This window comes from Spongiibacter pelagi (assembly GCF_014705705.1).
Classification (GTDB): Bacteria; Pseudomonadota; Gammaproteobacteria; order Pseudomonadales; family Spongiibacteraceae; genus Spongiibacter; species Spongiibacter pelagi.
This window is the reverse complement of record NZ_JACXLD010000007.1, coordinates 143,946-170,780: the sequence shown is the minus strand read 5'-3', so window position 1 is coordinate 170,780 and position 26,835 is coordinate 143,946. Positions and strand designations below refer to the sequence as shown.

22 protein-coding genes and 1 tRNA gene are annotated in these 26,835 nt (G+C 52.3%); 6 read left to right on the top strand and 17 right to left on the bottom strand.

The window, feature by feature from the left end; genetic code table 11:
- Positions 1-146: 146 nt before the first annotated feature.
- On the top strand, positions 147-767 hold the full coding sequence (locus IB286_RS12640) for a TetR/AcrR family transcriptional regulator (protein ID WP_190766101.1): 621 nt from the start codon (positions 147-149) through the stop codon (positions 765-767).
- A 60-nt stretch (positions 768-827) separates the two neighbouring features.
- On the opposite strand, the gene IB286_RS12635 is transcribed toward IB286_RS12640, so the two are convergent.
- Together IB286_RS12635 and IB286_RS12630 are read right to left on the bottom strand one after the other, a co-directional pair.
- Entirely contained in the window at positions 828-1,610 is a 783-nt protein-coding gene (locus IB286_RS12635) for a DUF1295 domain-containing protein (RefSeq protein ID WP_190766099.1), read from the bottom strand.
- Entirely contained in the window at positions 1,607-2,542 is a 936-nt protein-coding gene (locus IB286_RS12630; RefSeq protein ID WP_190766097.1) for an oxidoreductase, read from the bottom strand. The genes IB286_RS12635 and IB286_RS12630 overlap by 4 nt, the downstream gene beginning before the upstream one ends.
- Positions 2,543-2,653: 111 nt before the next feature.
- Here IB286_RS12630 and IB286_RS12625 point away from each other — a divergent pair, with 111 nt between their 5' ends.
- The gene (locus tag IB286_RS12625; RefSeq protein WP_190766095.1) at positions 2,654-3,235 is read left to right on the top strand and encodes a tRNA-uridine aminocarboxypropyltransferase; all 582 of its coding nucleotides are present in this window, start codon (positions 2,654-2,656) and stop codon (positions 3,233-3,235) included.
- Between the two features lie 296 nt (positions 3,236-3,531).
- Here IB286_RS12625 and IB286_RS12620 read toward each other — a convergent pair whose 3' ends face one another.
- The 3 genes from IB286_RS12620 to IB286_RS12610 form a co-directional block, all read right to left on the bottom strand.
- Positions 3,532-4,128, bottom strand: coding sequence for a PIN domain-containing protein (locus IB286_RS12620; protein ID WP_190766093.1), 597 nt, complete (start codon positions 4,126-4,128; stop codon positions 3,532-3,534).
- Positions 4,129-4,488: 360 nt separating this feature from the next.
- A tRNA-Arg gene (locus tag IB286_RS12615) sits at positions 4,489-4,565 on the bottom strand.
- Positions 4,566-4,688: 123 nt separating this feature from the next.
- Positions 4,689-5,825: a CaiB/BaiF CoA transferase family protein gene (locus tag IB286_RS12610; protein ID WP_223826363.1), complete on the bottom strand. Its 1,137-nt coding sequence runs from the start codon at positions 5,823-5,825 to the stop codon at positions 4,689-4,691.
- A 225-nt stretch (positions 5,826-6,050) separates the two neighbouring features.
- Between IB286_RS12610 and IB286_RS12605 the strand changes: the two genes are divergently transcribed.
- A complete protein-coding gene (locus IB286_RS12605; RefSeq protein WP_190766091.1) occupies positions 6,051-6,389 on the top strand; it encodes a hypothetical protein in 339 nt (112 codons plus the stop codon).
- Positions 6,390-6,411: 22 nt separating this feature from the next.
- Here IB286_RS12605 and IB286_RS12600 read toward each other — a convergent pair whose 3' ends face one another.
- Together IB286_RS12600 and IB286_RS12595 are read right to left on the bottom strand one after the other, a co-directional pair.
- Positions 6,412-7,761, bottom strand: coding sequence for a WS/DGAT/MGAT family O-acyltransferase (locus IB286_RS12600; protein WP_190766089.1), 1,350 nt, complete (start codon positions 7,759-7,761; stop codon positions 6,412-6,414).
- Between the two features lie 180 nt (positions 7,762-7,941).
- Positions 7,942-9,465 (bottom strand): hypothetical protein, encoded by a 1,524-nt coding sequence (locus tag IB286_RS12595; protein WP_190766087.1) that lies wholly within the window; start codon positions 9,463-9,465, stop codon positions 7,942-7,944.
- Here IB286_RS12595 and IB286_RS12590 point away from each other — a divergent pair.
- Positions 9,455-9,940 carry a hypothetical protein gene (locus IB286_RS12590; RefSeq protein ID WP_190766085.1) on the top strand — a complete coding sequence of 162 codons (486 nt, stop codon included), beginning with the start codon at positions 9,455-9,457 and terminating at the stop codon, positions 9,938-9,940. The two genes, IB286_RS12595 and IB286_RS12590, sit on opposite strands and share 11 nt — an antisense overlap.
- On the opposite strand, the gene IB286_RS12585 is transcribed toward IB286_RS12590, so the two are convergent.
- The 8 genes from IB286_RS12585 to IB286_RS12550 all read right to left on the bottom strand — a co-directional run bounded on the left by IB286_RS12585 (position 9,937) and on the right by IB286_RS12550 (position 21,368).
- Entirely contained in the window at positions 9,937-10,857 is a 921-nt protein-coding gene (locus tag IB286_RS12585; RefSeq protein ID WP_190766083.1) for a 5-oxoprolinase subunit C family protein, read from the bottom strand. The genes IB286_RS12590 and IB286_RS12585 overlap by 4 nt on opposite strands.
- Positions 10,858-10,863: 6 nt before the next feature.
- Entirely contained in the window at positions 10,864-11,586 is a 723-nt protein-coding gene (pxpB, locus tag IB286_RS12580) for a 5-oxoprolinase subunit PxpB (protein WP_190766081.1), read from the bottom strand.
- A 5-nt stretch (positions 11,587-11,591) separates the two neighbouring features.
- Positions 11,592-12,317: a 5-oxoprolinase subunit PxpA gene (locus tag IB286_RS12575; RefSeq protein WP_190766079.1), complete on the bottom strand. Its 726-nt coding sequence runs from the start codon at positions 12,315-12,317 to the stop codon at positions 11,592-11,594.
- Positions 12,318-12,359: 42 nt separating this feature from the next.
- Positions 12,360-14,009, bottom strand: a complete 1,650-nt coding sequence (gene aceF, locus IB286_RS12570) for a dihydrolipoyllysine-residue acetyltransferase (protein ID WP_190766077.1) — start codon at positions 14,007-14,009, stop codon at positions 12,360-12,362.
- A 14-nt stretch (positions 14,010-14,023) separates the two neighbouring features.
- Positions 14,024-16,705, bottom strand: coding sequence for a pyruvate dehydrogenase (acetyl-transferring), homodimeric type (gene aceE, locus IB286_RS12565; RefSeq protein ID WP_190766075.1), 2,682 nt, complete (start codon positions 16,703-16,705; stop codon positions 14,024-14,026).
- A gap of 336 nt (positions 16,706-17,041) precedes the next feature.
- Positions 17,042-19,981: an insulinase family protein gene (locus IB286_RS12560; protein WP_190766073.1), complete on the bottom strand. Its 2,940-nt coding sequence runs from the start codon at positions 19,979-19,981 to the stop codon at positions 17,042-17,044.
- A gap of 56 nt (positions 19,982-20,037) precedes the next feature.
- A complete protein-coding gene (locus tag IB286_RS12555; RefSeq protein WP_190766071.1) occupies positions 20,038-21,111 on the bottom strand; it encodes an AI-2E family transporter in 1,074 nt (357 codons plus the stop codon).
- A 17-nt stretch (positions 21,112-21,128) separates the two neighbouring features.
- Complete coding sequence (locus tag IB286_RS12550; protein WP_190766069.1) at positions 21,129-21,368, bottom strand: sulfurtransferase TusA family protein; 240 nt, start codon at positions 21,366-21,368, stop codon at positions 21,129-21,131.
- Between the two features lie 259 nt (positions 21,369-21,627).
- Between IB286_RS12550 and IB286_RS12545 the strand changes: the two genes are divergently transcribed.
- Together IB286_RS12545 and nadA are read left to right on the top strand one after the other, a co-directional pair.
- The gene (locus tag IB286_RS12545; RefSeq protein WP_317889757.1) at positions 21,628-23,073 is read left to right on the top strand and encodes a M48 family metalloprotease; all 1,446 of its coding nucleotides are present in this window, start codon (positions 21,628-21,630) and stop codon (positions 23,071-23,073) included.
- Between the two features lie 171 nt (positions 23,074-23,244).
- On the top strand, positions 23,245-24,285 hold the full coding sequence (gene nadA / locus IB286_RS12540) for a quinolinate synthase NadA (protein WP_223826362.1): 1,041 nt from the start codon (positions 23,245-23,247) through the stop codon (positions 24,283-24,285).
- A 53-nt stretch (positions 24,286-24,338) separates the two neighbouring features.
- On the opposite strand, the gene IB286_RS12535 is transcribed toward nadA, so the two are convergent.
- Entirely contained in the window at positions 24,339-25,745 is a 1,407-nt protein-coding gene (locus IB286_RS12535; protein WP_190766067.1) for a mannose-1-phosphate guanylyltransferase/mannose-6-phosphate isomerase, read from the bottom strand.
- Positions 25,746-25,853: 108 nt separating this feature from the next.
- Positions 25,854-26,828: an NADPH:quinone oxidoreductase family protein gene (locus IB286_RS12530; protein WP_190766065.1), complete on the bottom strand. Its 975-nt coding sequence runs from the start codon at positions 26,826-26,828 to the stop codon at positions 25,854-25,856.
- Between the last annotated feature and the right edge of the window lie 7 nt (positions 26,829-26,835).

The following is a 26,835-nucleotide window of genomic DNA, read 5'->3' as shown; positions in this document are numbered from 1 at the left end:
GCTCATCGTTTTGGCGCTCGGGAGGATATGGGGGATCGGTCTTGACCGGCTTTCTTCCCTGGGCCATTTGGTATCGTTATTTATGCGGACGAAAACATATATAATTAAATTATATATGTCAATTATATTTATTTCGGTAAGTGCTTATGTCAACAGGCAAGAAGGGCCCGCCATTGAAGCGGCAAACACAGGCAGAACGCCGTGAAAAAACGCGGGAGAAAGTGCTGATAGCGGCTATGGCGGTATTTGGTGAGAAGGGGTTTGCTGATACGTCCTTGTCTGATATTGCCGCAGAAGCCGGGATTACCGTGACCCCGGTTTATCATTATTTCGGCAATAAACTAAAACTTTTCAATGCCGTGACTGAGCAGTACGAAGCCGATTTGGCGCAACGCATGGAGGCTTTGGTCGAGGCAGAAAATTTCTCTTTGGCCAATGTCTGGGAAACGTTTCTTGAGGTTTTTAAAGAGCCGGGGTTCAGCCGGGTCGTACTCATTGATGCTACGCATGTTCTCGGGCGTGAACGCTGGCCGGAAACCTCGGTGTTCAGGATTGCCCAGAAAATTATAAGTAGTACTGACCATGCTATTGGGGGGCAACTGCGTAATCATTTTGACGATAGCGAAGTTGATCTATTAGTTCGTATGCTGATGGGTAGCCTGGCTGAAGCCGCGCTCGCTCTGGCTGAAGCGCCTGATCTGGATACCAAGGGCTTGTACCTGAAAATTTCGGCAATGCTAGGTTTTGATGTGTCAGCGTTTAGCTGAGCTCTCCTCCCTGTGATACGGCCCGTGCCGGAATTCTGCACGGGCAATTTTCCTGTTTGCTTATAAGACGCCTGGAATCAGCGCTTTGCGTGTTGTGGGATAGTCCTCAAACGTATCGCGGTACCAGCGGTGGTTGCTGAGTGCGCGGGGTAGTAGATTGGCTGTAGTCCACAATACAAATACCGCACCAGCCTCTGACCAACTGGCAACGGCCCAGCCTGTCCAGATCAAAATTTCTCCAAGATAGTTGGGGCATGAAATGTACTCGTAGAGCCATCCTCTGGGGATCTTGTAACCACTTTCCCCAGGCTTGCGCAGCGCCGCCAACATGGCATCAGCATGACGATTCACCAAGAAACCCAAGCCGAAAATAGCTAACCCCAGCCACAAGCGAGGGTCTGATAACCAGTGTGAGTAATCGGCACCTAATTCAGACCAAGAGAGAATAGCGGCGTTGAGAAACGCGATACCCAAATTGGTAATAACGGCCAGCGCTGGAATGAGGAGTGGTGTTGTGTCGCCGGGTTTGAGTTTACGTTTGAACGGGTAGATGAAACTACGGTGGAAATAGTGCACCTGCCAAATCGTAAACAGCAGTAGTGGTGCGGCACTCAGTGCTTGAGCGCCCATGAAAAAAATCACCGCAAAGCCGATGGATGAGGGGGCTTCCATCACCACCCATGACCACCGTGTGGGAATGCTTGGTCCCCACCACCAGGCCAGATTACCGTCGTTATGGCGACCGTAAGCGGCTTTGATAATCCATTGTAGTACGACGAATACCGCAACTGACATCAGCGCAAAGGCCAGCAGCAGGTCATGATAAAACGTTGTTATTGTCATAAGTAACGAGTTCTTGTCATTTGTTCTGAATGGCGCCACAAGTGCTCGCCAGTTTGCTTGTCTGTTGCGCTGGGGAGCAGGTTAAGGAGCGAGGGCGTGCCGCGAAGCTGAAACGGGCCGGATGGTCCAATATATTCGCCACCTTGCAGTGTTTCTGATGTGGCGGCGTAAACACTGGGCAATGCACCGCGTTCCGCGCTTTGTGCCAGTAATGCATTGCCGATACGGACCATGGATTGCCATAGGCGTCGAGCCAGACTGCGTGTTTCGCTATTGGAAAATGCCACATTGGTGGCGGCATAACCGGGGTGGGCCGCAAGGCTAATGACTGAGCTGCCTGCAGCCTGTAGGCGACGTTGTAATTCTATGGCAAAGCATTGATTGGCTAGTTTGGCACGTGCGTAAGCTGCAACTTTGTTATAGGGCGAGCGCTCCCAATTTAGGTCATCAAAGTCCAGTACACCGCTCTTAGCGGCTAGGCTTGATATTGTTACAACACGGGCCTTTGGTGCAGCTTCCAGAGCCGGTAACAAACTGGCGGTAAGGGCAAAGTGCGCGAGGTGATTTACCGCGAGCAACATTTCATGGCCGGCGCAGGTGCGTTGCAACGGTAATCCCATAATGCCGGCATTGTTGATTAATAAATCCAGCGGTTGATTGAGCGCCAGATATTGCTCGGCGGCGTGTTGCACGCTGTCGAGTGAGGCTAGATCCATCGGTAAAACGGTCAGCAAATCCCTAGAACCCAGTGCTTTTTCAAGACGTTGAATTGCCGCTTCAGCGCGTTCAGCATTTCTGCATCCCAGCCATACGCGGGCCCCACGTTGCGCTAACATTAAGGCGGTTTGGTAACCAATGCCACTATTGGCCCCAGTGATCATGGCTCGCTTCCCGGTTAGGTCCGGTATTTCTGACGGTGTCCATCCTTTCATGCCGGTTTCTCACTCATTGTTACCATCTTTTAAAAAACAGACGCGATCTAACAGAAGTCAGGCTGATCTAGCTGTTACAATCAAAAAAATATTTAGCGACAGATTACTGCTGTGTCCCCTCGCTTAATATGCAAGGACTGCCAACGTCCAGAATCCACCTACCTCTGTGAGTTTATTGTTCAACGTGGCAGTGGTTATGGGCTGACTATTCTTCAACATCCGAAGGAGGCGCGTCACGCACTTTCTTCTGCGCCACTATTGGCGCGCTCTATTATTGGTAGCCGCCTAGTGGTTGGAGAATGTTTTGAGCCAGCGACCCTGCTGGGTTCAAAGTGGCAACAGAATAGCGTGCTGCTTTATCCTGGTGAACCCTCAATTAGGGTGAGTCAGATTGTCGATGCCGAAATTAAACAGCTCGTTGTACTCGATGGCACCTGGCGTAAAACCGCCAAGCTGCTTCACCTTAATCCTTGGCTTTTGAACTTGCCGAGGTTGGCGTTGCAGCAGAGCCAACGCAGCCGTTATCGCATTCGGAAATCGCCGCGTGCTGATGGCTTGTCCACCATTGAGGCTACTGTGCAAGCGCTAAATGTTCTGCATAGTTGTCAAGACTACGATGCCATATTAGGTGCTTTTGAGCAGATGATCGATCAGCAAATTGCGGCGATGGGCGATATCTTGGAATTGAGCTAGATGATGCGCTGGAGCTGTCTGAAAGAACGGAAATCTGAGGAATTGGACATGGTTGGTGTCAAACAATCGGCACCAGCTTCTGAAAATTCGCATTGTCCAAAGGGGGGATAGATTTCGGGCGGAGTGTATTCTTCTTGTCCGCTTTAAGAAAACCATGCCAACTATTCAGGCCCCCAAAACGTCTGCTTTGTGACTGCTGCAGTCATTCTCTACGGTGCTAAAAACGTCTGCTTTGTGCCAGCCTTGTCCTTCTGGTCTGATCCGTCAAAAGTGCGTCATAACGGTCACTTTTCGCTCTAGCCAGGCAGTTGGTAAGACACATTGCCATTATTCACCAGAATGTACTCCCTTTGCTCAAGGTCTTTCACTATCGCACCAAGTTGCCGCTCTGACAGTTTCTCCGTAAACAGCGAGTTTATAGTGTTCGAGAGCGTCTTCACCTTACGCGGCCTAGACTGCCCCCTCCCAGCGAGATTTTTTACAATTGCTGACACCATCTCTTCAGTAGACGTAGCGGTAGACATTCTCACCACCGGGATTTCAGCTAGATCACGCTCGCGTTGAATTTTAATGCCACGGGCTTTGAGATGCTTGATTAATGTGTCGAAGCCGGTATCGCGAGAGATAATATGAAAGTAGGCATTAGGATGTTTGGAGACAAGTTCCCCCACATAATAGGCAATGTGGAAGTCGAGGGCGTTTTTACCTGCGCCAGCAATTTTGATGTACTGTCCTGATTTACCAAGTGCTTGCATTGCAGAGGCTAGATCGAATGGTATTTTAGTCTGGTTCGCACCGACGAAAATCATGACCTCAAATGGATGTTGTTTTAAAACCTCCAGATTGCTGGGCTGAACATTTTCAAAATCGATCAAAACATAGTTTGTAACCAAACGAACTCTCCTTGTTTTTCTTGCCCCAATAAGAAATCAATTCTTCGCTGCTAAAACTTGGCGCTCACATGTCAGCTACAGACTAAATCAATTCCAGCTTTTAGAGGCCCCTCTTTTTGTCTGTTTTGTGCCAAATCTTGCCCTACTATGCTGAAAGCCGAGCCTTTGGCAGTCAGCCGCTTGACCACTTAGCTACATTCAAATGCCCACGAAAATTCCGGCACCAAGAGGTCAAATTAGGGAAAGGGCTTTCACAATGTGTCACAGCACATGTCACAATTGTGTCACAGCAAAAAATTTAGGCGAAAAAAAACCCAACACAATGGTTGGGTTTTTTGTTACTTTTCAGCAACTTATATATGGCGCGCCCGGCACGATTCGAACGTGCGACCGCCTGGTTCGTAGCCAGGTACTCTATCCAGCTGAGCTACGGGCGCTTGAGGGTGCGTACTATATTCAAGGGGCTTTTCGCTGTCAACGAAAATTTAAATAAAATGCTTAGATTCTCTGTACTTGCGCGTTTTTTGCACAACGTCAGCGTCATCAGCCCCCGGAATGCCTTAGCTCAACGCACCGGCTTGCTCTAGCTCGGCCAGTTTGACCGCATCTAATTGCAGAATGTCCTGCAATACGGCGGCGGTATCTGAACCGGGGCGAGCCGCTGGGGCTTTCACTTGTGGCTGGGTACGGCTGAATTTAGGCGCAGGACCGGGCTGAATATCGCCACCCACTTCAATAAAGCTGCCGCGAGCAACGTTATGGGGGTGTTTAGGCGCTTCTGTCATGCTGAGGATCGGTGCAACGCAGGCATCGGTGCCTTCAAAAATTTCGCTCCATTCGGCGCGCGTTTTGGTTTTGAATACTTCGGCCAGCGCGTCTTCCATCTTCGGCCAGTTTGCCATGTCCATTTGATTGCCGAATACGGCGGGATCAAGTTCGGCTTTTTCCATCAGCAGAGCGTAGAACTGAGGTTCGATGGAGCCCACAGACATGTATTCGCCGTCGGCGGTTTCGTAGGTTTCGTAGAAGTGCGCGCCAGTATCCAGCATGTTCACGCCGCGCTTGTCTTGCCAGCCGCCGTTATTAAAGAAGCTGTACATCATGTGCATGAGTGCGGCAGAGCCCTCTACCATAGAGGTGTCGACAACTTGGCCTTGGCCACTGCGGCTGGCTTCTAGCAAGGCTGAAACCACGCCAAACGCCAAGAACATACCGCCACCACCAAAGTCACCTACCAAGTTCAGCGGGGGCATGGGTTTTTCGCCGGTGCGGCCAATAGCGCCCAGTGCGCCTGAAAGAGAAATATAGTTAATGTCGTGGCCAGCAGCGTGAGCCAGTGGGCCGGTTTGGCCCCAGCCAGTCATGCGGCCGAATACCAGTTTGGGATTACGTGCCAGACACACATCGGGGCCCAAGCCGAGGCGCTCCATTACGCCGGGGCGGAAGCCTTCGATCAGGGCATCGGATTTTTCCAGCAGTTGCAGAACGGTTTCAATGCCTTCTGGGCTTTTCAGGTTGATGGCGATGGATTTTTTGCCACGCTCGCTAATAGAGTTATCAAAGCGCTTACCTTCTGGGGTGGTTTTACGCGTGATGGAGATAACTTCTGCGCCCATGTCGGCCAGCATCATGCCGGCGAAAGGAGCTGGCCCAAGGCCTTCGAATTCTACAATGCGGATTCCGCTTAATGGTCCCATGATATTTCCTGTCTGCTCTATAAATTGTGTATTTTTTAAGCTGCCATTTTCAGGCAAAAATTTGGCTGCACCAATTATTCATATATTTCAGGCCGCTTCCAGCTCCGCGACCCAGCTTATTGCCCTTGGATGCCACGTTTGTCACAAACATTGGCCGATAATGGGATTGTTACCGCGCCCCTGTAGCTATTAGGATGGGGTGGAAACTCACGGATAGCTCGACTTATGCCTTATTTTACAAATTACGCTAAATCGTTTCGCACCTTGCTGGCTTGTTTTTGCACTGCCCTGCTACTGCAAGCCTGTGCTACGCCCACGGAAAGGGAGCAAGAAAAAGATACCGCCACCGAAAATGTCGGTTTTGTTAGCTGCGAATCCCCTCGCCCTCAAATATGCACGCGGGAATATCGGCCGGTTTGTGGCCATGTCGACACCGGCACTCGCTGCATCACCGCGCCCTGCGATTCCGCTCGTCACCAAACCTATGGCAATGGGTGTAGCGCCTGTGCCGATGACAAAGTGATTGGTTATGAATTTGGCACTTGTGAGAGCTACGGCAAGTAGCCGAAAGCAGCCAGCTTAGTAGTTAGCCCAGACCGGCGGCTTTCTCTAGTTCCGCAAAGGCCTCGCTGGTGAAGGGGCCCAATCGCTGCAGATGGGGGATCACGTCACGGCAGCCAATGTACCCCAGAGCGACTTTGCCGTTGTAGCCGACTAGAGTGAGGTTCAGTCCGTAACCGTCGACAAGGAACGAGGCGGGAACGAACAACTCCAGCTCCGCCCCTCCAAGGTAGAGCGGATCAGGAGAAAGCACGACATTGCTTACTGTGAAATTGAACAGCGGCGGCAGTGTAACGAGTCGGCCCGTCTTCTGACTGGCAAATAAGGGCACCAGACCAAGTAAAGTGAACTGCTGTTGGGCCTCGCTCGACATCGAAAGCATGTCCTGCTTTCCACGCTTGGTGGCAGCGGAGATACGCTTGACTCGCTCCAAAGGATCGGCGATCTCGGTGCCAATCGGCGCAACGAAGCCCGCCGCTGCGTTGAGCGTGGTTTCATCGCGGTCAAAGCCAACCGGAATCGAGACCGTCAAACTGTTATTAGGCAAAGCACCGGCTTCCATAAGATAGCGGCGCAATGCGCCACTCACGCTGGCGAGTAGCACATCATTAACGGTAGTACCGGTAGCCTTGGCGACCGACTTGAGGCGGTCGAGCTCAAGCAATTGGGTACTCACCCGGCGATGTCGGGTCAGCTTGGTGTTGAACAGTGTCCGAGGGGTGCTCAGCGAAGCAGGAACCATAGCGTTCTTGCCCCAACTCATTTTGGCAATGCGACCCAACACCTCCGGCAGCGTTCGAATACCTGAGGCAGCTCGACTTGCCACCGCCTTAACCAGCGCTCGGGTAACACCCGTTTCTTCGGGCGTGTTGTGGACCGAAGTAAACCCCAAGGGCGTACCATTGGGCTCAGTGGAGAACCAAGCCTTGATCAGGTTCATGGCGCCCATGCCATCCACCGCCCCATGATGCGCCTTGAAGTAGAGTGCAAAGCGATTGTCTGAGAGACCCTCGATCAGGTGACACTCCCATAGCGGCTTGCTCATATCCAGAGGGCTTGAGTGCAGTAGCTCCACCAACGCGCCAAGCTCAGCCTCGCCGCCGGGAGAAGGAAGCGCGGAAAGCCTCACATGATAACTCGGGTCTGGTCGAACATCCTGCCACCGCGCAGCCAAACCGGCCAGCCCCGGCGAGATAACAGCGTTGAACGGAAAAGGTCGCTCCTCCATCGTGCCGATGGCGTCTCGTAGATCCCGAACATAGGTAGGCCCCGCATCCTCGGGAAGCTTAAACGTTGCAACGGCACCGATATGCATCGGCGTGTTCGGCGTCTCCAGGCGAACGAACATGTAGTCAACAGAGCTGAGTAGCCGCATGTGTCTTTCCTATCCCTGAAAATATCTGACTAATAAATCTACAGACATTGACACAAAAAACCTCTCCTCCAAATGGATTCTCACCCTCTGTCAATTCCATAAACAGGGATGAAGGAAAAATACTCATCCTCTAATTACTTAAGCAAAGCAGTGGTGACGCGCTTTAGCGCGACCACACCACTATTTTCCTACACTTACACATGATCGCACGCCAACCTGTGAGCCAATGTTCGTGGAAATACAGCTAAGCCCTGCATCCATTGGTGTTCTGGATGCATCGCTGCGAATATCGGTTGTTACGTGCACCTGAAACTGCCCTGTCGTGGCACCAGCAGGAATCGTCACTGCATTTGGCGAGACACTGGTGAAACTGTGCCCCTGAACCACACCAACAAACACGCGAGTTCCACCTGCTGGCGCGGGACCACTCAAGGTCACATTTCCCGTAGTAGAAGATGGCGCCGTTAGTGGCCCGGGAGGAGTAAACGCCAGCTCGCGAATGGTAATAGAAGGCGGCGGAGCGGTTACGCTTACACTCGCGGTTCTGACGGCACTGCCCGGAACGGGTGTTGAGGCCGAAATAGTGCCGCTGAAAGGCCGCGCCCCCTCAGCTATACCTGAGGCGCTGATCGGGAATATGCCGACGGTCTGCCCCGCAGGAATCACAACCGATGCCGGCACTCTTAGCGGTTGAAAGTTCGACCGCAAGGCAACGGAGGTTGCAGATTGACTCGGCCCCTCAAGGGTCACCTGCCCGTTTTGAGGTGGCGCATCCGACAGGATCGTTGCAGGAGCCTCCACGCGCGCAACCAGTGCCTCTGGTGAACGAACAATCACATTTACTATTCGCTGATTACCGCCATTCAGGCGAGCACTTAATACTGCGGTTACCGATGCCGCGCCTGTTGCCAAACCCTTTCCAGTAACGGGGAAAGTAGCCATAACCTGGTTTGCCGGCACTTTCACCGTGGCCGGCACTTCAAGATGGAGGCTAGAACTTAGCAGAATCACTTCCGTAGGCTCTAAGGAAGCAACACTGAGAAAGACCTGCCCCTCTGTTGGATTTTGCCCACTCACCACCGATTGCGCCGGAGGTACGGCGACCCGATCAACCAAGACCTGACGACCGAGAGCCTTTGATGTTGCGCTTTTTACAGAGTCACCCAAAGTAGCGCTGATTTTGAAAGGCACCGAAGGTGAGCCGGCGGGAATATTGCGCACAGTAACCGGAAAGGTGATAACGGTATCGCCCGAGCGCCCAAGAACAGTGGCATTAACGGTGACATTGGCATTATCAGAAGCCAGCGTAATTGGGTCGCTAAAGTTTCGAGTAAGCGGACGATTCAGTGTGATCCGCCCTTGCCCGGCCGTTCCCTCTGAGAAAATTTCAGCCGGCAAGGTGAACGAAGCTATTGCCAAGGGAGCCGGCTCCACACGCAGAAAGCCCGCCTGAACAACGCCTCCCAGTGGCGCCTCGACACCGATCGTGCGCAGCTGCGTTACCACCGGAGCAGTAATATTGAAATTCACAAAGTTTGCACCTGCAGGCACCGAAACTGAACTTGGTAAGCGCAGACTCGATCCATCAGGACTCCGCAACGGTACAGTCACGCCCCCCGTTGCCACCGCCCGCGACAGTGTCACTTTGCCTACCACCGCTTGGCCTGACGAGGCCTGCGCAGGCTCAAAGGTAATGGCAGACACCTGCGGCTCCCGAAGAACTCTCAAGCTCGCCGTTACCGGTTTCACCTTCGGATTGGGCGGCACAGTATCCAACGTGATTGTCACGGTGGTATCCGCGATTTGCCCCTTAACTGTCTTCACTGTAAAGAAAGCGCGGTTTGAGCGTTTCGCAATAGTGACCGTGGATGGCACTTCCGCAATTGAGGGATGCGAGCTCTTTAAAGAAAAAACAATCGGCTCTACGGTTGGTAATGGCAGGCTCACCGTACCCTTAACTTGGCTTCCCGCCTCTAGGCGTGAGTCGGGAGTACTAAAGCTCAATGTTGCTGCACTGGCCAAGTTTGAAAAACTCATTGCCAGTACTGCAAACAGCACTGATAACGCCCTCTGGATATTAGAACGCATAAAATCACCGCACTGTCATTGGAGTGGTAGGTGTGGCGATTATGCGCTCGGCGCGAAAATTTCGTCTACAAAAATTTTTAGCGAATATTAAACGCCAAAAAATCGATTAAATCGCTCCCGCTCGCCTATTGCGTCTTCCATCTTGCTCAAATAAAAACGCAGCCGGCTTCCGGGGCGACACTGCCCCAAGCGCGCCGCATCTAGCGCAGAGATACAACCAATTTTGGGATAGCCACCCATGGTTTGCCGATCTTGTAGCAAAACTATGGGCTGACCTGCCGGAGTAATCTGAATTGCGCCCAGGGAAATTCCTTCAGATACCAACTCACCCTGCGGCGCCTCAACCGCCGGGCCGTTTAGGCGGTAGCCCATGCGGTTACTCTCTGCGCTCACCTGAAATTCATTGTTCAAAAACACGTCAAGCGCAGCGTTTGTAAATTGCCCATATTGATAGCTAGGCAATAAGCCTAAGCTGAGCGGTGCGGTATAGTCCGGTATAAAATCAGGGGGAACTTGTCGTTTTAAGCGCTGTGCGGAAGCCGTAAATTCCAAAGAATCACCCGATTTAATCGCCGCCCCTTGGCCGCTTAAGCCGCCCAATTTTTCTCGCATTGCGGTACTGCAACTGCCAAACACTGGCTGACAATGAAACCCACCTACCACGGCAAGATAGGCGCGCAAACCTTGTTTTGCTGGATACAAAAACAGAGTGTCGCCAGCGGATAGGGTGTGAGTACTCCAGTTCGCAATTGCTTTGCCATTAAGCGTGGCAGCCATATCCGCGCCGGCCAGTGCAATTTGCGTAGCGGCATTGGCAAGCAATTCAAAAGGGCCGAGTGTGATTTCCAAAGTGGCCGTGTTGTAAGGATTGCTCAACAGGTGATTCGCCCACGCAAACGCGCGCTCATCAGCAGGGCCACCCACGCCGATACCGATGTGTTGAAATCCAAAGCGACCCGCATCTTGTAAAAGAGTAAGCGGGCCCGCTTTTTTAATCGTAAAGCTCATTGGTATTTACACCAGCGGGCAGTCATCGCCGCCCTGCTTTAAAAATTCATTGCGAGTGATGGCGGAAAACTGAATGGTGTCACCCACGCGTATGCCATCATTCTGATCCTGACAGCGCGCCAACATATCCACCGCCGTGCGGCCTAATAAATGCCACCCGCCCGGTGTTTCACAGGGGTAAACCGCCGTCTGCTCGGCGGCAATCGCCACACTCCCGGCAGGTACTTTTGTTCTGGGCGTGTCCCGTCTCGGCAGCTGTAATTGCGGATCAAGCGAACCGAGAAAGCAAAAGCCGGGCGCAAAGCCTATGGCGTAAACCCGGTAAACATTAGCGGTATGAAGCGCAATTATTTGCTCTATGCTCAAACCGGCTTGCACCGACACATCATTTAAATCAGGCCCAACATCCGGGTGATAAAACACCGGAATAATATGAGTGCGCGACAGCTGCGAATCCGATTTTGAGTCTTGCTGCGCCAGCAGTTCCGGCAATTTTTCCCGCAGCAGGGCACAAGCTGAAAGAATATTTAAGCGCAATGGATTCAGTGTGAAATGCAAACTGCAATAGGCGGGAATCGTGTCGATTAAGGCCTCACCAAACAAGGTCGACAAGACCTGATCTGCTTTTAAAACCTGATTTGAAATCTCACTGGAAATCGCATTGCCGAAATAAATAATGCCGGTTTGTTCGCTAAGCACTTCAACGCTAACTTTTTCAATACCAAGCACCGAGCTTAACTCCGGATCAATGGCGCAGCCTCGACACAGAGAGGATTATCTCCGTGCAAACAAAGGGTATCGGCCGCCAATGTCAGGCAATCTCCCTGCCGACTGAGTACGGTGCCTTCATTAAGAATTTGCCTAGCCTGCAAGATGATTTTTTCCACCGAGTTATGCACGGCACCCTCAACGGTACGCGGTGTTAAAGAACCATCATTTTCATAGCTGCGATCAGCAAAGGCTTCGAACCAAAGTTGAACCCCAAGCTTATCCGCCTGCTCGCGTCGCCGAGCATTCGCCTCAACACTGCCCGCTTGAATAACCAAGGGCAAATTCGCGTTAAAACAACGCACCGCATTTAACAGGGTTTCAAAGGTCGCCGCATCACGCATCATTTTGTTGTAGAGCGCGCCGTGAGGTTTGATGTAATCCAACTGCGCACCGTGGGCACGACAAATCCCTTCAAGGGCACCAAGCTGATACAACACCGTGCTTTCCAGCTCTTTTCCTTCAATTGGGAAATCTCTTCGACCAAAGCCGAGTAAATCCGGATAGCCGGGATGGGCGCCAATAGAGACCTTGTGCGATACCGCCAAGGCCACACAATCCGCCATCGTAACCGGGTCAGAGGCGTGCAAACCACACGCGATATTGGCCATATCAATATGCGGCATCAGCTGGTCATCGGCGCCCATTTGCCAAGCACCAAAACCTTCCCCCATATCGCAATTTATTTTCATAAGCGGCTCAAGAAGGACATTTCTATAAAGTGGTGATTAAAGTCAGAGTAAAAGTCTCCGAATATCTGCGAGCACGGCACCCATTTCGGTAAAGAACTTACCGGCATCGGCACCGTTAATCGCGCGGTGATCGTAGGAAAGACTGAGCGGCAACATTTGCCGAGGCACAAAATTCGCTCCATCCCACACAGGTTTTACGGCCAGTTTGGAAACGCCAAGAATAGCCACTTCCGGGGTATTGATAATCGGCGTAAATCCGGTGCCGCCGATATTACCCAAGCTGGAAATAGTAAAACAGCCACCCTGCATATCTGCGGGTTTAAGTTTGCGATCCTTGGCTTTTTGAGCCAGCTCTGCACTTTCCGCCGCCAGTTCCCACAGGGATTTTTTATCAACATCCCGAAGCACCGGCACCACCAAGCCCGCCGGTGTATCGACCGCGATACCAATATGGACGTATTTTTTAAACACCATATTCTCGCCGTCTGCCGACATCGAAGCGTTGAATTTGGGATTCGACAGCAAAGCCGAAGCCGCTGCTTTTAGCAGGAATGGCAGCGGGGTCATTTTTACGCCGCGCTTTTCTGCCTCGGCTTTAAGCCCTTTACGGAAGTCTTCCAGTTCAGTGATATCGGCATCATCGTACTGGGTAACGTGCGGCACATTGAGCCAACTGCGGTGCATATTTGCCGCGGTGAGCTTGTGCAGCTTAGTGAGCGGCTGAATATCAATTTCACCAAACTGGCTAAAATCCACTTCAGGCACGGCGGGAATACCACTGCCAGCAGATGCCGATTGCGGCCCCTTTGCAGTGAGTGTTTTCACAAAGGCGTGCAGATCTTCTTTGACAATGCGATTGCGCGGCCCAGTGCCGGCCACCTTCTCTAAAGGAATTCCAAACTCCCGCGCCAGCTTGCGCACAGCCGGGCCGGCATACACACCTGCTTGGCTGACCACCGTAGGCTCTGAAGCCGTTTCTTGAACGGGAGCGGGTGCTGAAACAGGAGTTGAGGTTGGAGTTGAAACTGGCGCTTCTGCAACCGGTGCCGAGCTTGCCTCCACAGTTGTCGAAGGTTCAGTAGGTGAAAGCTCAGCCGCCGTTTTCATTTTAAGTAGCAGGGTGCCCTGCCCCACCTTGTCGCCAAGCTTAACGGCAATGGCGCTTACGGTGCCGGCAAACGGTGCCGGAACTTCCATACTGGCCTTGTCGGATTCCAGCACAACCAGTGAATCGCCTTCTTCAAGCTCATCACCCACGGCAACGCAAAGTTCGATTAATTCAACTTGATCACCGGTGCCAATATCCGGCACCACAACCTCTTGCTCAGCACTTACCACTGCCGTTTTCTCAGGCGCTGGTGCAGCTGCGGGCTCTGGTGTGTTTTGTGGCGCTACCGGCTCGGGGGCAGCTTTCTCAGATACAGGCGCGCTAGCGGAGGCACCTTCTATCTCTGCTTTTACTTCTAGCTCAAGAATGACATCACCCTCGTTAACGGTATCACCCACTTTTAGCGATATGGCTTTCACCACCCCCGCCATTGGTGCAGGCACTTCCATGCTAGCCTTATCAGATTCCAATACCAGCAAGGAATCCTCAGCCGCAACGGTGTCGCCTACCGCAACACAAACTTCAATCACCTCAACCCCATCGCCGCCGCCGAGGTCGGGAATTTTAATGGTTTCAATACCCATAATATTCTCCTTCCTTAGCAATACAGTGGATTGGGTTTGTCTGGATTGATGCTGTACAAGGTCATGGCCTTGGTCACTTCAGACATTGGAATTTTGCCCTCATCAGCCAGTGCTTTAAGCGCTGCCAAAACAATATAGTAGCGATCCACCTCAAAGTGGTAACGCAGTTTGGCCCGGGTGTCTGAGCGGCCAAAACCATCGGTACCCAGCACCGTGTAACGCCCCTTAATAAATGGCCGCAGCTGTTCACCATAGGCTTTGATGTAATCCGTTGCACACACCACTGGCGCGGCATCGCCATTCAACATTTGCGTAACATAGGGCACTCGCGGTGCATCTTCAGGATGCAGTAAATTCCAGCGTTCACAATCCTGACCATCTCGACTCAGTAAATTAATACTGGTGGCGCTCCACACCGAAGCCTCTGCTTTAAAGTCTTTTTTCAGCAGCTCTGCCGCCGCTTCCACTTCACGCAAAATGGTACCGCTGCCCATCAATTGCACTTTCAGTTTTGGTTTTTTGCTGGCGGTCGGCTTCAGCAAATACAGGCCTTTGATAATGCCTTCTTCACAGCCTTCTGGCATATCGGGATGCGTGTAGTTTTCGTTCATCACCGTCACGTAGTAGAACAGGTTTTCCTTGTCCTGATACATGCGGCGAATACCGTCTTGAATAATCACTGCCAATTCATAGGAATAGGTAGGATCGTAAGACACACAGTTGGGAATCATATTGGCCATTAAGTGACTGTGGCCATCTTGGTGCTGCAAACCTTCACCATTCAGGGTTGTGCGGCCCGAGGTCGCGCCGAGCAGGAAGCCCCGCGCTTGGGAATCCCCCGCTGCCCAAGTCAAATCCATCACCCGCTGAAAGCCGAACATGGAGTAGAAGATATAGAACGGAATCATGGGGTAGCGGTGGTTGGCGTAGCTGGTTGCCGCCGCTAACCACGCGGAGAACGCGCCGGACTCGGTGATCCCTTCTTCCAGAATCTGGCCGTCTTTCGATTCTTTGTAATACATAATCTGACCCGCATCTTGCGGGGTGTAGCGCTGACCTTGCGAGGAGTAAATACCAAGCTGGCGGAACATGCCTTCCATACCAAAGGTACGCGCTTCATCGGGCACGATCGGCACAATTTGTTTGCCGATAGATTTGTCTTTTACCAGCGTAGACAGCATCCGCACAAAAGCCATGGTGGTGGAAATTTCACGCTCACCACTGCCCTTAAGTTGCGCCGCGAATTTGTCCAGCGCGGGAATATCCAGTGCGTCAAACTCGGCATTGCGGGCAGGCAGATAACCACCCAGCTCTTGGCGGCGCTTGTGCATATACACCATTTCCGGACTGTCAGCCGGTGGCCGGTAGTAAGGCACATCTTTTAGATCTTCATCTTTGATGGGAATACCAAAGCGATCGCGGAATTTTTTGAGCGAGGCCAGATCCAGTTTTTTCACAGAGTGGGCTTCGTTTTGCGCCTCACCGCTCTCACCCAGACCGTAGCCTTTTACTGTCATTGCCAGCACAACGGTGGGCTGGCCCTTGGTCGCCGCCGCCTGTGCATAGGCCGCATAGACTTTGTAAGGGTCGTGACCGCCGCGATTCAAATACATGATGTCGTCGTCAGACAAGTCTTTAACCAGTTCCAACAACTCAGGATATTTACCAAAGAAATGTTCGCGGGTGTAAGCCCCGCCGTTGGCTTTATAATTTTGCAGCTCGCCGTCGACCACTTCATTCATGCGGCGACGCAGCAAGCCGGTTTTATCGCGTTCTAACAACTGATCCCAGAGGCGACCCCAAACCACTTTAATAACATTCCAGCCGGCACCCCGGAAAACCCCTTCCAGCTCCTGAATAATTTTGCCGTTGCCGCGCACCGGGCCATCGAGGCGCTGCAAATTACAGTTAATGACAAAGGTCAGGTTGTCCAAGCCTTCGCGACCCGCCAAGGCAATGGCGCCCAAGGATTCTGGCTCGTCACATTCGCCGTCACCCATAAAGCACCACACTTTACGGTCGCCGTGATCGGCCAAGCCCCGGCTCTGCTGATACTTCATAACGTGAGCTTGATAGATCGCCTGAATCGGCCCCAAGCCCATACTTACCGTGGGAAATTGCCAATAATCCGGCATCAACCAAGGGTGGGGATAAGACGACAAACCGCCGCCATCGACTTCGCGGCGGAAGCTGTCTAGTTGTTCTTCATTCAAACGCCCTTCCAGAAACGAACGGGCATACATACCGGGGGAGCTATGACCTTGATAGTAAATCAGGTCAGCTTTGTCGCCGCCGCGAAAGAAATAGTTAAAGCCCACATCGTAAAGCGTGGCCGAAGACGAGAAGCTGGCGATATGGCCACCCAGCGCATCGTTATTGTTATTGGCCCGCATTACCATGGCCATGGCATTCCAACGAATCAGTGAGCGAATCCGGCGCTCCATAAACAGGTCGCCGGGCATGCGTTTTTCTTCACTGGGGTCGATCGTATTGCGGAAAGAAGTGGTAATCGCCGAAGGCATATCCACGCCTTGGCGAGTCGCGTGCTTGGTCACACGCTTCATCAGGAAGGAGGCGCGCTCTTTGCCACTATTGGCAAGCACACCATCCATGGCTTCAAGCCATTCTTGGGTTTCCTGGGGGTCGGCATCTAGGCGCGGGTCGTTGTCCAGACGCGGATCGTTGTTATGGTCCATGCTCACAGTCCTTATTCGTAGTGGGCTGCTGGGCCTGGTAACCGCGTGTCCGGCATATCGAAAACGATCAGTTTTCAGATAAAGAATGCCTTGGGGTGACGGGTATCACCGGGCCCATATCAGAAAATCGTGACCTTGTGGGTCCGATTCCCAAAATGCCTTGCGGCGTAATCAGTAATGGGCGTAGCGGTTTTGGATTACCCCTCAACCGCGCAGCCGATTCTTGCAGCTCACGATATATAATTCAAGAAAATCTAAGTATTTTTTTTATGAATGTTAAATTTACTTGCAATAAAAACAGTTGCTTACAGTTATATTACAGCGCGCAAAGGGCACTCAATGAAAGATATAAGCCCCCAGCCCACGCTTAAATTCGCTCAGATTGCCAACCGATTTACCCGCCGGTTTTTTCTCCGGCCAACGCCCGTTGCCATACACATAGACCCCGCGACGAATGTCTGGATTAAGCGCGGTTTGAATATGGCCAATAAAGCTGTCGTAGGTCATCTCTTTGAGCGCCGAAACCAATTGCTCGCGGCTGTCGAAATTCTCGTAACCGTCTAGCAGCTCTTGCCAGTGGCGATCTGCCGCCGCCCATTGATTTTCGGGTTGCTCGCGCAGTCGTTTTATCAGGGTTTGCTTGTGCTCATTAAATTCGCTTTCCAGCACACCCTTTTCCAACCAAGCGACCAGCCACTGCTGAACCTCAGCCTGCAAACCTGCGGAATCCATCACCGGCGACTGCACCAAGAAAATCAGTCCACCCAATTCGCGCACGGGATATACGCCAGCACTAACAATATAGCCCAGTTGTTTTTCAGTACGCAGTTGATGGTAGAAATCAGCACTCATCATCTGTGCCGCCAAACCCATTGTTACCCGCCACTGCTTGCCAATATTGGGAGCCTGTACGTAATACAACAGACTGGCATCATCGTGTTTCATCTTGCGCTTGCGCAGATAATCACCCCGCGCCAATTGCAGCACTTCCTGTTGGGGCCGAGGCGATACTTCCTGTGCCTGCACCGCCGTCACCACCTGTGGAATAGCCGCTTTCACAGTAGCTGCCAGTTGCCGTGCATCCTGCTCATTAAAATTGCCATCAACCAACATGCGGTAACGCAAGCTGGGCAATACTTTGCCAACGTGCTCCTTCACTTCATTGAGGCTGGCATTGTCTGTCGCCATTAAGCGCTGTTCTAAGTCTGGTCGATTACGACGCATTACCGAAGGCAGCTCCGACATCAACTGCTGATAAGGAGGACGCGCGCGCTGATTCTCCAATTGGCGATAGCGCTGTTTTTTCAAACGATCAAAACGCGCTTCATCCCAATTGGGCGAACGCAGCACCTTGAGGATTTCGGCCAGTAAGACTTGCTGTTTCTCGTTATAGCCGCTCACCGTGAGTTCGATGCCTCGCCAACTACTGCTCAGATTGAAATTGAGCCCCGCCAATGACGCGGTATAAGTGAGTTCGTTAAGCTCGTCTTCCACCATCGCCAACCACAATTTACTCAAAGCGCGATCCCGAGGATTATCGGCGACCAAGATAGATTCAAGCAGCAGGTTCAATTGCCCCTTTGGCAAATTAAATTCGCCATCGTTGTGCAACCACAGCTCAAATCCTGCATCCCGCTCCAGCAGCTTAGGCTTAGCGGTGTCGCCGCCCTTAATCGCCATATCCGCGGCAATAAAAGGATTGGCTTTGGGCAGCGCTAAATTTTTCTCTACACCGGCATTTGCCAGAGCCCGCTGCCAACGCGCCTCAAGGGAGGCTGGAATCTTGCGTAAGCCATAATCCACCTTATAGCGATCATTGCGCAGTCCGGTTTCCACCTCCGGCGCGGTCAGCGTGATATAGCTATTTTCAGGGGTGAGAGAGCTTAAAAAATTGTTGATGATGGCGGCATCGTAATCACTCATCCGGTAGGGCGCTTCTAGCACCAACTCGGCGGGATAATCCTGCAAATCACCAGAGAGTTGCATCACCTCATTAATCAGTGACGGCTGCGCGCGAAATAAAAACTGTTGCCGCGCCAAACGTGATTGCTCATCAAAGCGCCACTGCGCCACGCCTTGGGTTTTGGTCAGTGCAATATCGGCATAAAGCAGCGTAATAATGTCATCGACATGATTCAGCCCGGCTTCGGTCAGGTCGATATCAATCCCAAACATGGCCCCGCCCTTGTATTGCAGGCTTTGCCCGGCGCTCAAGCTCTCAACCCAACCCCGCTCTTTTAGGGTTGATAACAGCGATCCAGCCCCTTCGTGGCCCAATAAATTGCCGATATAACTCAGCGGTTTGGTTTGCCAGAATGGCTGCGGGTCGGCTACAGGAAACTGAACTGAAAGGCTGCGCAGCTGTTTTAATGGTTTGATATTTACCCAGCGCGGCAGGGTGGCTTGGCCATTTTGCTCAGGGCTAAACAAGGGCAGCGTCACCGGCTGATCGACAAACTGGCGGTTCTCAACCTGCGCAAAGCGCTCGCGTACCATACGCTCCAATTCACCTAGAGACTGAGAACCCGCCACCGTGAGGCTCATGATATTGGCGGAGTAATGCTGGGCATAAAAATCCAGCAGCGCTTGCCGCAGGGCCGCCTCGTCATCTGCACGCAGGGTTTGCAAATTGCCCACAGAAAACTTGGCGAAGGGATGCTGGGGATTTAGCTGTGACTTGAATACATCGAACTCACGCCGCCGTTCGTCTCGCAGCTTGGCGCGAAATTCAGAATCCACCGCATTCACTTCACGCTGCACGTACTCCGCATTAAAGCGCGGCGCCACAAAAAACTGGGCAAACCGATCTAGGGCTGGCTCTAGTGCATCCGGTGCGATATCAAAGAAATAATTGGTGTGCTCAAAACTGGTATAGGCATTATGGCTGCCGCCATTGGCGGTAATAAAACGCTGGTATTCACCCGCCTCGGGGTATTTTTCAGTCCCCAGAAACAGCATATGTTCCAAGAAATGCGCTAAACCCTGAAAGTCTTTCGGGTCATCGCCACTACCCACATACACGTCGAGTGAGGCCGCAGCTTTGTCCGCTCCCGGCATGGAAACCAGAAGCACTTTAAGGCCGTTATCCAACTGCAAATAGCGAAAATCCCGCTGCTCGGTTAACGGCTTAACTAAATTGAAATCGGCAGTTGTCTCAGTCCATTGGCAGGCGGCTAAACCAAGTAACACCACCAAACCAAAACAAAGCCGAGCCAAAGAAAAATAACGGCGATTAGCGAGAGGGTTTTTAACTGTGAAGCTAGAAGTTCGAGCCACAAAAGATCCTTAGAAAACATCCCGCCGAACGTGAGAGGCGGGGCTTGTTGAAGCTATCAGCTAGCCTCTTCCTGTGATAACTCGGCATGGGGTTTTGGCCAAGCACTGAGCACAGCCTTGATTAGGGTCGCCAATGGAATCGCGAAGAACACCCCCCAAACGCCCCAAAGTCCGCCGAACACCAGCACCGCGACAATAATGGCTACCGGGTGCAAATTCACCGCTTCCGAGAACAGCAGCGGCACCAGCACATTGCCGTCTAAACCTTGAATCACCGAGTAGACAATAAACAGGGTGATAAATTCACTGCCGCCACCCCACTGCAAATAGCCGACTAATAAAACCGGCACCGTAACTACCATGGCACCGATATAGGGTATGACAACGGACAAACCAACCGATAGAGCCAGCAGCGCCGCATAGTCCAGATCAATAATGGCAAAACTGATATAGGAGACCACGCCAACAATGACAATTTCCACCGCCTTGCCACGCACGTAGTTAGCCACTTGGTCGTTCATCTCCAACCAAATGGTGGTAAGCAGCGGGCGACGGTGCGGCAAAAATTCACCAAGCCAACCCAGAATTTGCTGCTTATCTTTTAAGAAGAAGAACACCAGAATGGGGATCAGCACGATATTAATCATCAAGCCCAATACATTGGGCAGTTGCGCCAAAGAGAAGGACACGGCGCGCTGACCCAGACCCGCCAACTCGTTATTGGCCATGCCCATCCAGCTGCGAATTTGGGTCTCAGTAATATATTCAGAGCGCTCAGGCAGCACCAATAGAGCCTGCTGTAATTTGCGCAGCAGCACCGGCAACTCCTGAATCAGGTTCACCAATTGCTGCCAAACCATGGGCAATAGCAGAATCAGAACCCCAAAGAACAGACTCAAGAACAGCAGATACGCGATGCTAATAGACGCCCAATTTGGCATCCCCAACCGAGCTAAGCGGGCGGTAACGCCCTGCATCATAAACGCCAACACCACACTGCTAATGACCGGCACCAACACATGCCCAACAAAAAACAGCAATAAAACTGTGCCGACTACCAGCAGCAGTAAGACTACGGTTTCTTCTTCTGCAAATAACCGGTCAAACCACTTACGAACGGTACCCCACATGACGCCTGCTTCTCCGTCTATTTCTTCTCAATTAAATAACGAAAGCCTTCACCCGCTTCCTCACTACTCAACAACACATTGCCACTCTGCCGGGCAAAAACTGCAAAATCGCGCTGCGATCCCGGATCGGTTGCCAATACCTCCAGCACCTCTCCCGAGCTCATGCGGTTAAGCTGCTGCTTGGCTTTTAGCAGCGGCAGCGGGCAATCCAGCCCATTGGCATCCAAGCTGACATCAATTACGTAATTATGGGACATACCGACCTTACTAAACCGTCAAACCAAGCCAGTATAACAAGGGAGCACAATGCCAATATATTAGCCCTATAAAATAAAGCGTTTGTAATAATCTAAAAGTGTAACCGTTGGCACTTTCCTCGCTGTGCCTTGTCTTAAACTGCAATACTGAACACCGCTGTCAGCCAACCTTCAGCTCTAGTATGATTTCAACAGGAACATGATAATTCTGCCGACCTGAAACGAATGACATTTCAGGCGGCGCGACAAAGGATGCCGAGTGCAACTGAATTTTATTAAACCTTGGGCCTTGAGCTTGGGGCTCACACTGGCAAGCACAAGTGCCAGTTACGCGCAGAGCGCGGCCGAACGACTGCCGGATCTCGGCGATGTCACCGCATCTCGCTTTTCCGCACAACAAGAATTCGATCTGGGCCGCAGCTGGCTGAAAACCTTTCGCGCGCAAGTCAAAACCGTCGACGATCCTTTCCTGCAGGACTATTTTGAAAGCCTGCTTTACAAGCTTGCCGCCGAAAGCGAGTTAAAAGACCGGCGCCTTGAAACCGTGATTGTAAATAATCCCCAGATCAACGCCTTTGCCGTTCCCGGCGGCGTGATCGGCGTTAATAGCGGACTATTTTTATACAGCGATAACGAAGCCGAATTTGCCGGGGTACTGGCCCACGAAATCGCCCACCTTAGCCAGCGTCACTTCACCCGCTCTTTAGATAAGGCCAAAGAAAGCACCTTACCCACCTTGGCCGGATTACTTGCGGGTATCGCCCTAGCTGCCACCACGGGTTCAGATGCAGGCATTGCCGCTATTGCCGCCACCCAGGCAGCGGCTCAGCAAAAGCAGCTGCGCTTTAGTCGAGAACATGAACAGGAAGCTGACCGCGTGGGCATGGAGACGCTTTCCAAGGCTAATATTGACCCGACCGGCATTCCCAATATGTTTGAAAACATGAATGCCCAGCGCCGCTATGCCGGCTATGAACCACTGGAGTTTTTGCTCACCCACCCCCTGACCGACAGCCGGATAAGCGACTCCCGCAACCGTGCGCGCAGCTATCCGCGCAAGGTGTACGTCGACAATCTGAATTTCCAGCTCGCCAAGCGCCGTGCGCAACTGCTGCACAGCCGCAATCCGGAAGATTTATTAGTGAGCTGGCAGGATAAAACTGACTCAGATGTCGCCCGCCTGTACGGCATCGCCATCACCCAAATTGCGCTGAATAAGTGGACGGAAGCCGAAAATACGCTGGCACCACTATTAAAGGCTGATCCTCACCGTGTCGCCTATGTGCTCGCTCAGGCAGAGATTGAAACCGGCCGAGAGGATTACCCCGCAGCACTTCAACGCCTTAAAAACGAATTATTACTGAGCCCACACAACCACCCCCTAACCATGGCACTGGCCAACACACTGGAGAAAGCAGGCTTTGTTGGCGAGGCAGACGCGGTGCTTACCGAACACAGCCAGCGACACAGCACCGACCCCGGCGTGTGGTATGAGTTGGCCGAAATTCGCGGCCTCGCCAAGAATATTCTGGGAGTGCATCTGGCGCGGGCGGAATACTTTATTCAAGTCGCCCAGTTCAAGCGGGCGCGGATGCAGCTGCATTACGCCTATTCACTGAGCGATGGCAAAACCATTGAACAGGCTCGAATTAAGCAGCGCCTGCGTGATATCGACGATATCGAAAATCTCATCAAGAACCTCTAACTCATCCTCTAACGCACCCGCCTCAGCACCCTCGCCGAGGCGGTCACAATTCTGTTATAATTCGCCGCTTCCCAAAACCATTTTCAGCTGTTGCCCGTATTCACTCCGGCGATGATTTTGTGTCATTTTGGACAATAAACGGGTTACGGGTCACTTGAGAGCGAGATCCCCATGGCGGAAGTATCACCCCAACAAATGGTACGTGACCATCTGGCGCATTTGCACCAGCATCCTGTGGTCCCCGCAGAAAAACGCGAGGCTCTACGCCAGCGCATTAAGCAATTGCTGATCGAGCGCGATGCCGTATTAGTTGCCCATTACTACACCGATCCCGAACTGCAAGCACTGGCCGAAGAAACCGGCGGCTGCGTTTCTGACTCATTGGAAATGGCCCGTTTTGGTCGCGACCACCCCGCAAAAACCCTCGTGGTTGCCGGGGTAAAATTCATGGGCGAAACCGCCAAGATACTGTCCCCAGAAAAAACCGTGCTAATGCCCACGCTGGAAGCCACTTGCTCTCTGGATATTGGCTGCCCTGCAGATGAATTCAGCGCGTTTTGCGATGCCCACCCAGACCGCACGGTGGTGGTTTACGCTAACACCTCAGCGGCAGTAAAAGCCCGCGCTGACTGGGTAGTGACTTCAAGCATTGCCCTCAAAGTAGTGGATTATCTCGATAGCCAAGGCGAGAAAATCTTGTGGGCGCCAGATAAGCACCTCGGCTCCTATGTCCAACGGGAAACCGGCGCGGACGTCTTGCTGTGGGACGGCGCCTGTATTGTTCACGAAGAATTTAAAGCCCAAGGTATTCTCGACCTGAAAAAGGTTTACCCGGATGCCGCCGTGCTGGTTCACCCAGAATCCCCCGAGCCAGTTGTGGCACTGGCCGATATGGCCGGCTCCACCTCACAGATTATTCAAGCCGCTAAAGACCTGCCGAATAAGCAGATGATTGTGGCCACTGACCAAGGCATCTTCTACAAGCTGCAGCAACAAGTGCCGGATAAGGAATTTATTATTGCGCCGACGGCCGGTAGCGGTGCCACCTGTCGCAGCTGTGCGAATTGCCCGTGGATGGCAATGAATGCCTTGGACAATTTGGCCGACGCGCTAGAAAACCAAACCGGCGAAATCTTTGTTGATGCCGACCTTGGCAAGCGCGCCATGCAACCGCTGACCAGAATGCTGGATTTTGCGGCTAAAAACTTATAATCGAAAAAGCGATTTTTTGTCGCTCGAAACACTAATTAACGTAACGAGCGCCGTTAATTCGGCGCTCTTCCGTAACGATCCTCAAAGCGCACGATATCATCTTCACCCAAGTAAGCTCCCGACTGAACTTCAATCAGCTCCAGTGGAATTTTGCCCGGATTCTCCAGCGCGTGAACCGCACCAATCGGAATATAGGTGGACTGATTTTCCGCCAGTAATATTTCACGCTCATCAATAGTCACGCGCGCAGTGCCTGATACCACAATCCAGTGCTCCGCACGGTGATGATGCATCTGCACAGAAAGCTTGGCGCCAGGCGCGACGGTGATCCGCTTCACCTGATAGCGCTCACCATTGTCGATAGAGTCGTACACACCCCAAGGACGATAAACGTGGCGATGCTGTTGAAACTCGCTGCGACCTTCCGCCTTGAGCTGATTCACAATCGCTTTTACATCTTGAACTTGATTTTTATCGGCAACCAAAACCGCATCGGCAGTTTCCACTACCACCACATCTTTTAAGCCTACAGTGGCAACCAAGCGGTGTTCCGCACGGATATAAGTATCTGTGGTGCCGTGGTTGATGACATCACCGCTGCACACATTGCCCTCGGCATCACCTTCACCAACTTCCCATAGCGACGACCATGAACCGACATCGCTCCAACCTGCAGCCAGCGGAACAACCACGGCTTTGTCGGTTTTTTCCATCACCGCGTAGTCAATGGAATCGTCTGGACAGGCTTTGAATGCGTCCACATCCAAGCGGATAAAATCAGCATCGCGGGTTTTACCGGAGTAAGCCGCTTCACAGGCGCTGTAAATATCGGGGCGATAGTTTTTCAGCTCATCCAAATACAAGCGTGCAGAGAACAGGAACATACCGCTGTTCCAGTAGTATTCGCCTTCATCTAAATAAGTCTGAGCAGTTTGAGCATCGGGTTTTTCTACAAAACGGGAAACCACAAAACCTTCGCCTTGAGCCGTTCCGCGCTGAATGTAGCCGTAACCGGTGTGGGCTGACTCCGGCACAATGCCAAAAGTGACCAACTTACCCTGCTGCGCCAAGGCTTCCGCTTTGGCTACCGCCTCGTGAAACGCGGGCACATCTTCAATCAAATGATCCGCCGCCATAATTAATAGCGTGGCATTGGGGTCTGTCTCTAGCGCTTCCATCGCCGCCAGCGCAATTGCCGGTGCGGTATTACGACCCACGGGTTCCAGAATAATCGCATCGGGGCCTTGGCCAATCTCATGGCTTTGCTGGGCCACAATAAAGCGGTGTTCTTCATTACAAATCACCGACAGGCCATCAACATTCAAACCTTTAATCCGCTGCAGAGTAGTTTGCAGCATGGTGTTTTCACCACAGAGGGAAAGAAATTGCTTGGGATAAAGACCACGGCTGGATGGCCACAGGCGACTTCCACTGCCACCGGCCATAATTACAACGCGCATAAGGCGACCTTCCTTTGATCGAATCTAACGAGGGGATTTTAATTTCTGCATTCTAAAGAAGGGCCGGAACTGACACCAGCCCTCTCGCGGGCAATCCAACAGGATTCATTAAACTGTCACAACGACCTTGCCAGACACCTGCCGATTCATCAAGGCGCGAATGGCTTTACCGCCTTCTTCAAGCGGATATTGCGCTGCAATATGCGGGCGCAAATGGCCTTGTTGCAACCAACTGAATAACTGTCGCATATCCGCCTTAAAGTTGTCCGGTTCACGGGCGACAAAATCGCCCCAAAACACGCCATTCACCGAACAGCCTTTAAGCAAGGTTAAATTCGCTGGAATTTTTGGAATACCCCCGGCGGCAAAACCCACCACCAAAAAGCGGCCACGCCAGGCGCAGCTACGCAGCGCCGCTTCGGTATAATCGCCACCCACGGGATCATAAATCACATCCACACCTTTACCGCCGGTAATGTCTTTAAGGCGGGCGCGCAGATCTTCTTCAGCATAATTAATTAATTCGTCGGCACCATGCTCGGCACACACCGCCAGCTTGTCTGCACTGGATGCCGCCGCAATCACCTTGGCACCCAATTGTTTGCCAATTTCAATGGCCGCCAAACCGACACCGCCGGCGGCACCAAGCACCAGCAAGGTTTCGCCGCTTTTAAGCTGACCGCGGTCAACCAGAGCGTGATACGAGGTGCCATAGGTCATGGCAAAAGATGCCGCCTCGGGAAAAGACACGCCATCAGGCAGCGGCACGGCCATACGCGCATCGGTCACGACCTGCTCGGCGAAGCTCCCAAAAATGGTGAGCGCCAACACCTTATCGCCTACTTTCAAATGTTCGACACCCTCGCCAACCTCACAAATAACACCGGCACATTCGCCGCCCGGCGCGAACGGCAGCTCGGGTTTAAATTGGTAAAGATTCTGAATAATCAACGTATCGGGGAAATTGACCGAGGCCGCTTTCACCTCAATCACCACCTGACCTTTACCGGCTTTTAGGTTTTCAACGTCTTCCAGAACCAACTCTTCTGGCTGGCCCCATTGCTTGCATAGCAGCGCTTTCATGCTGTTT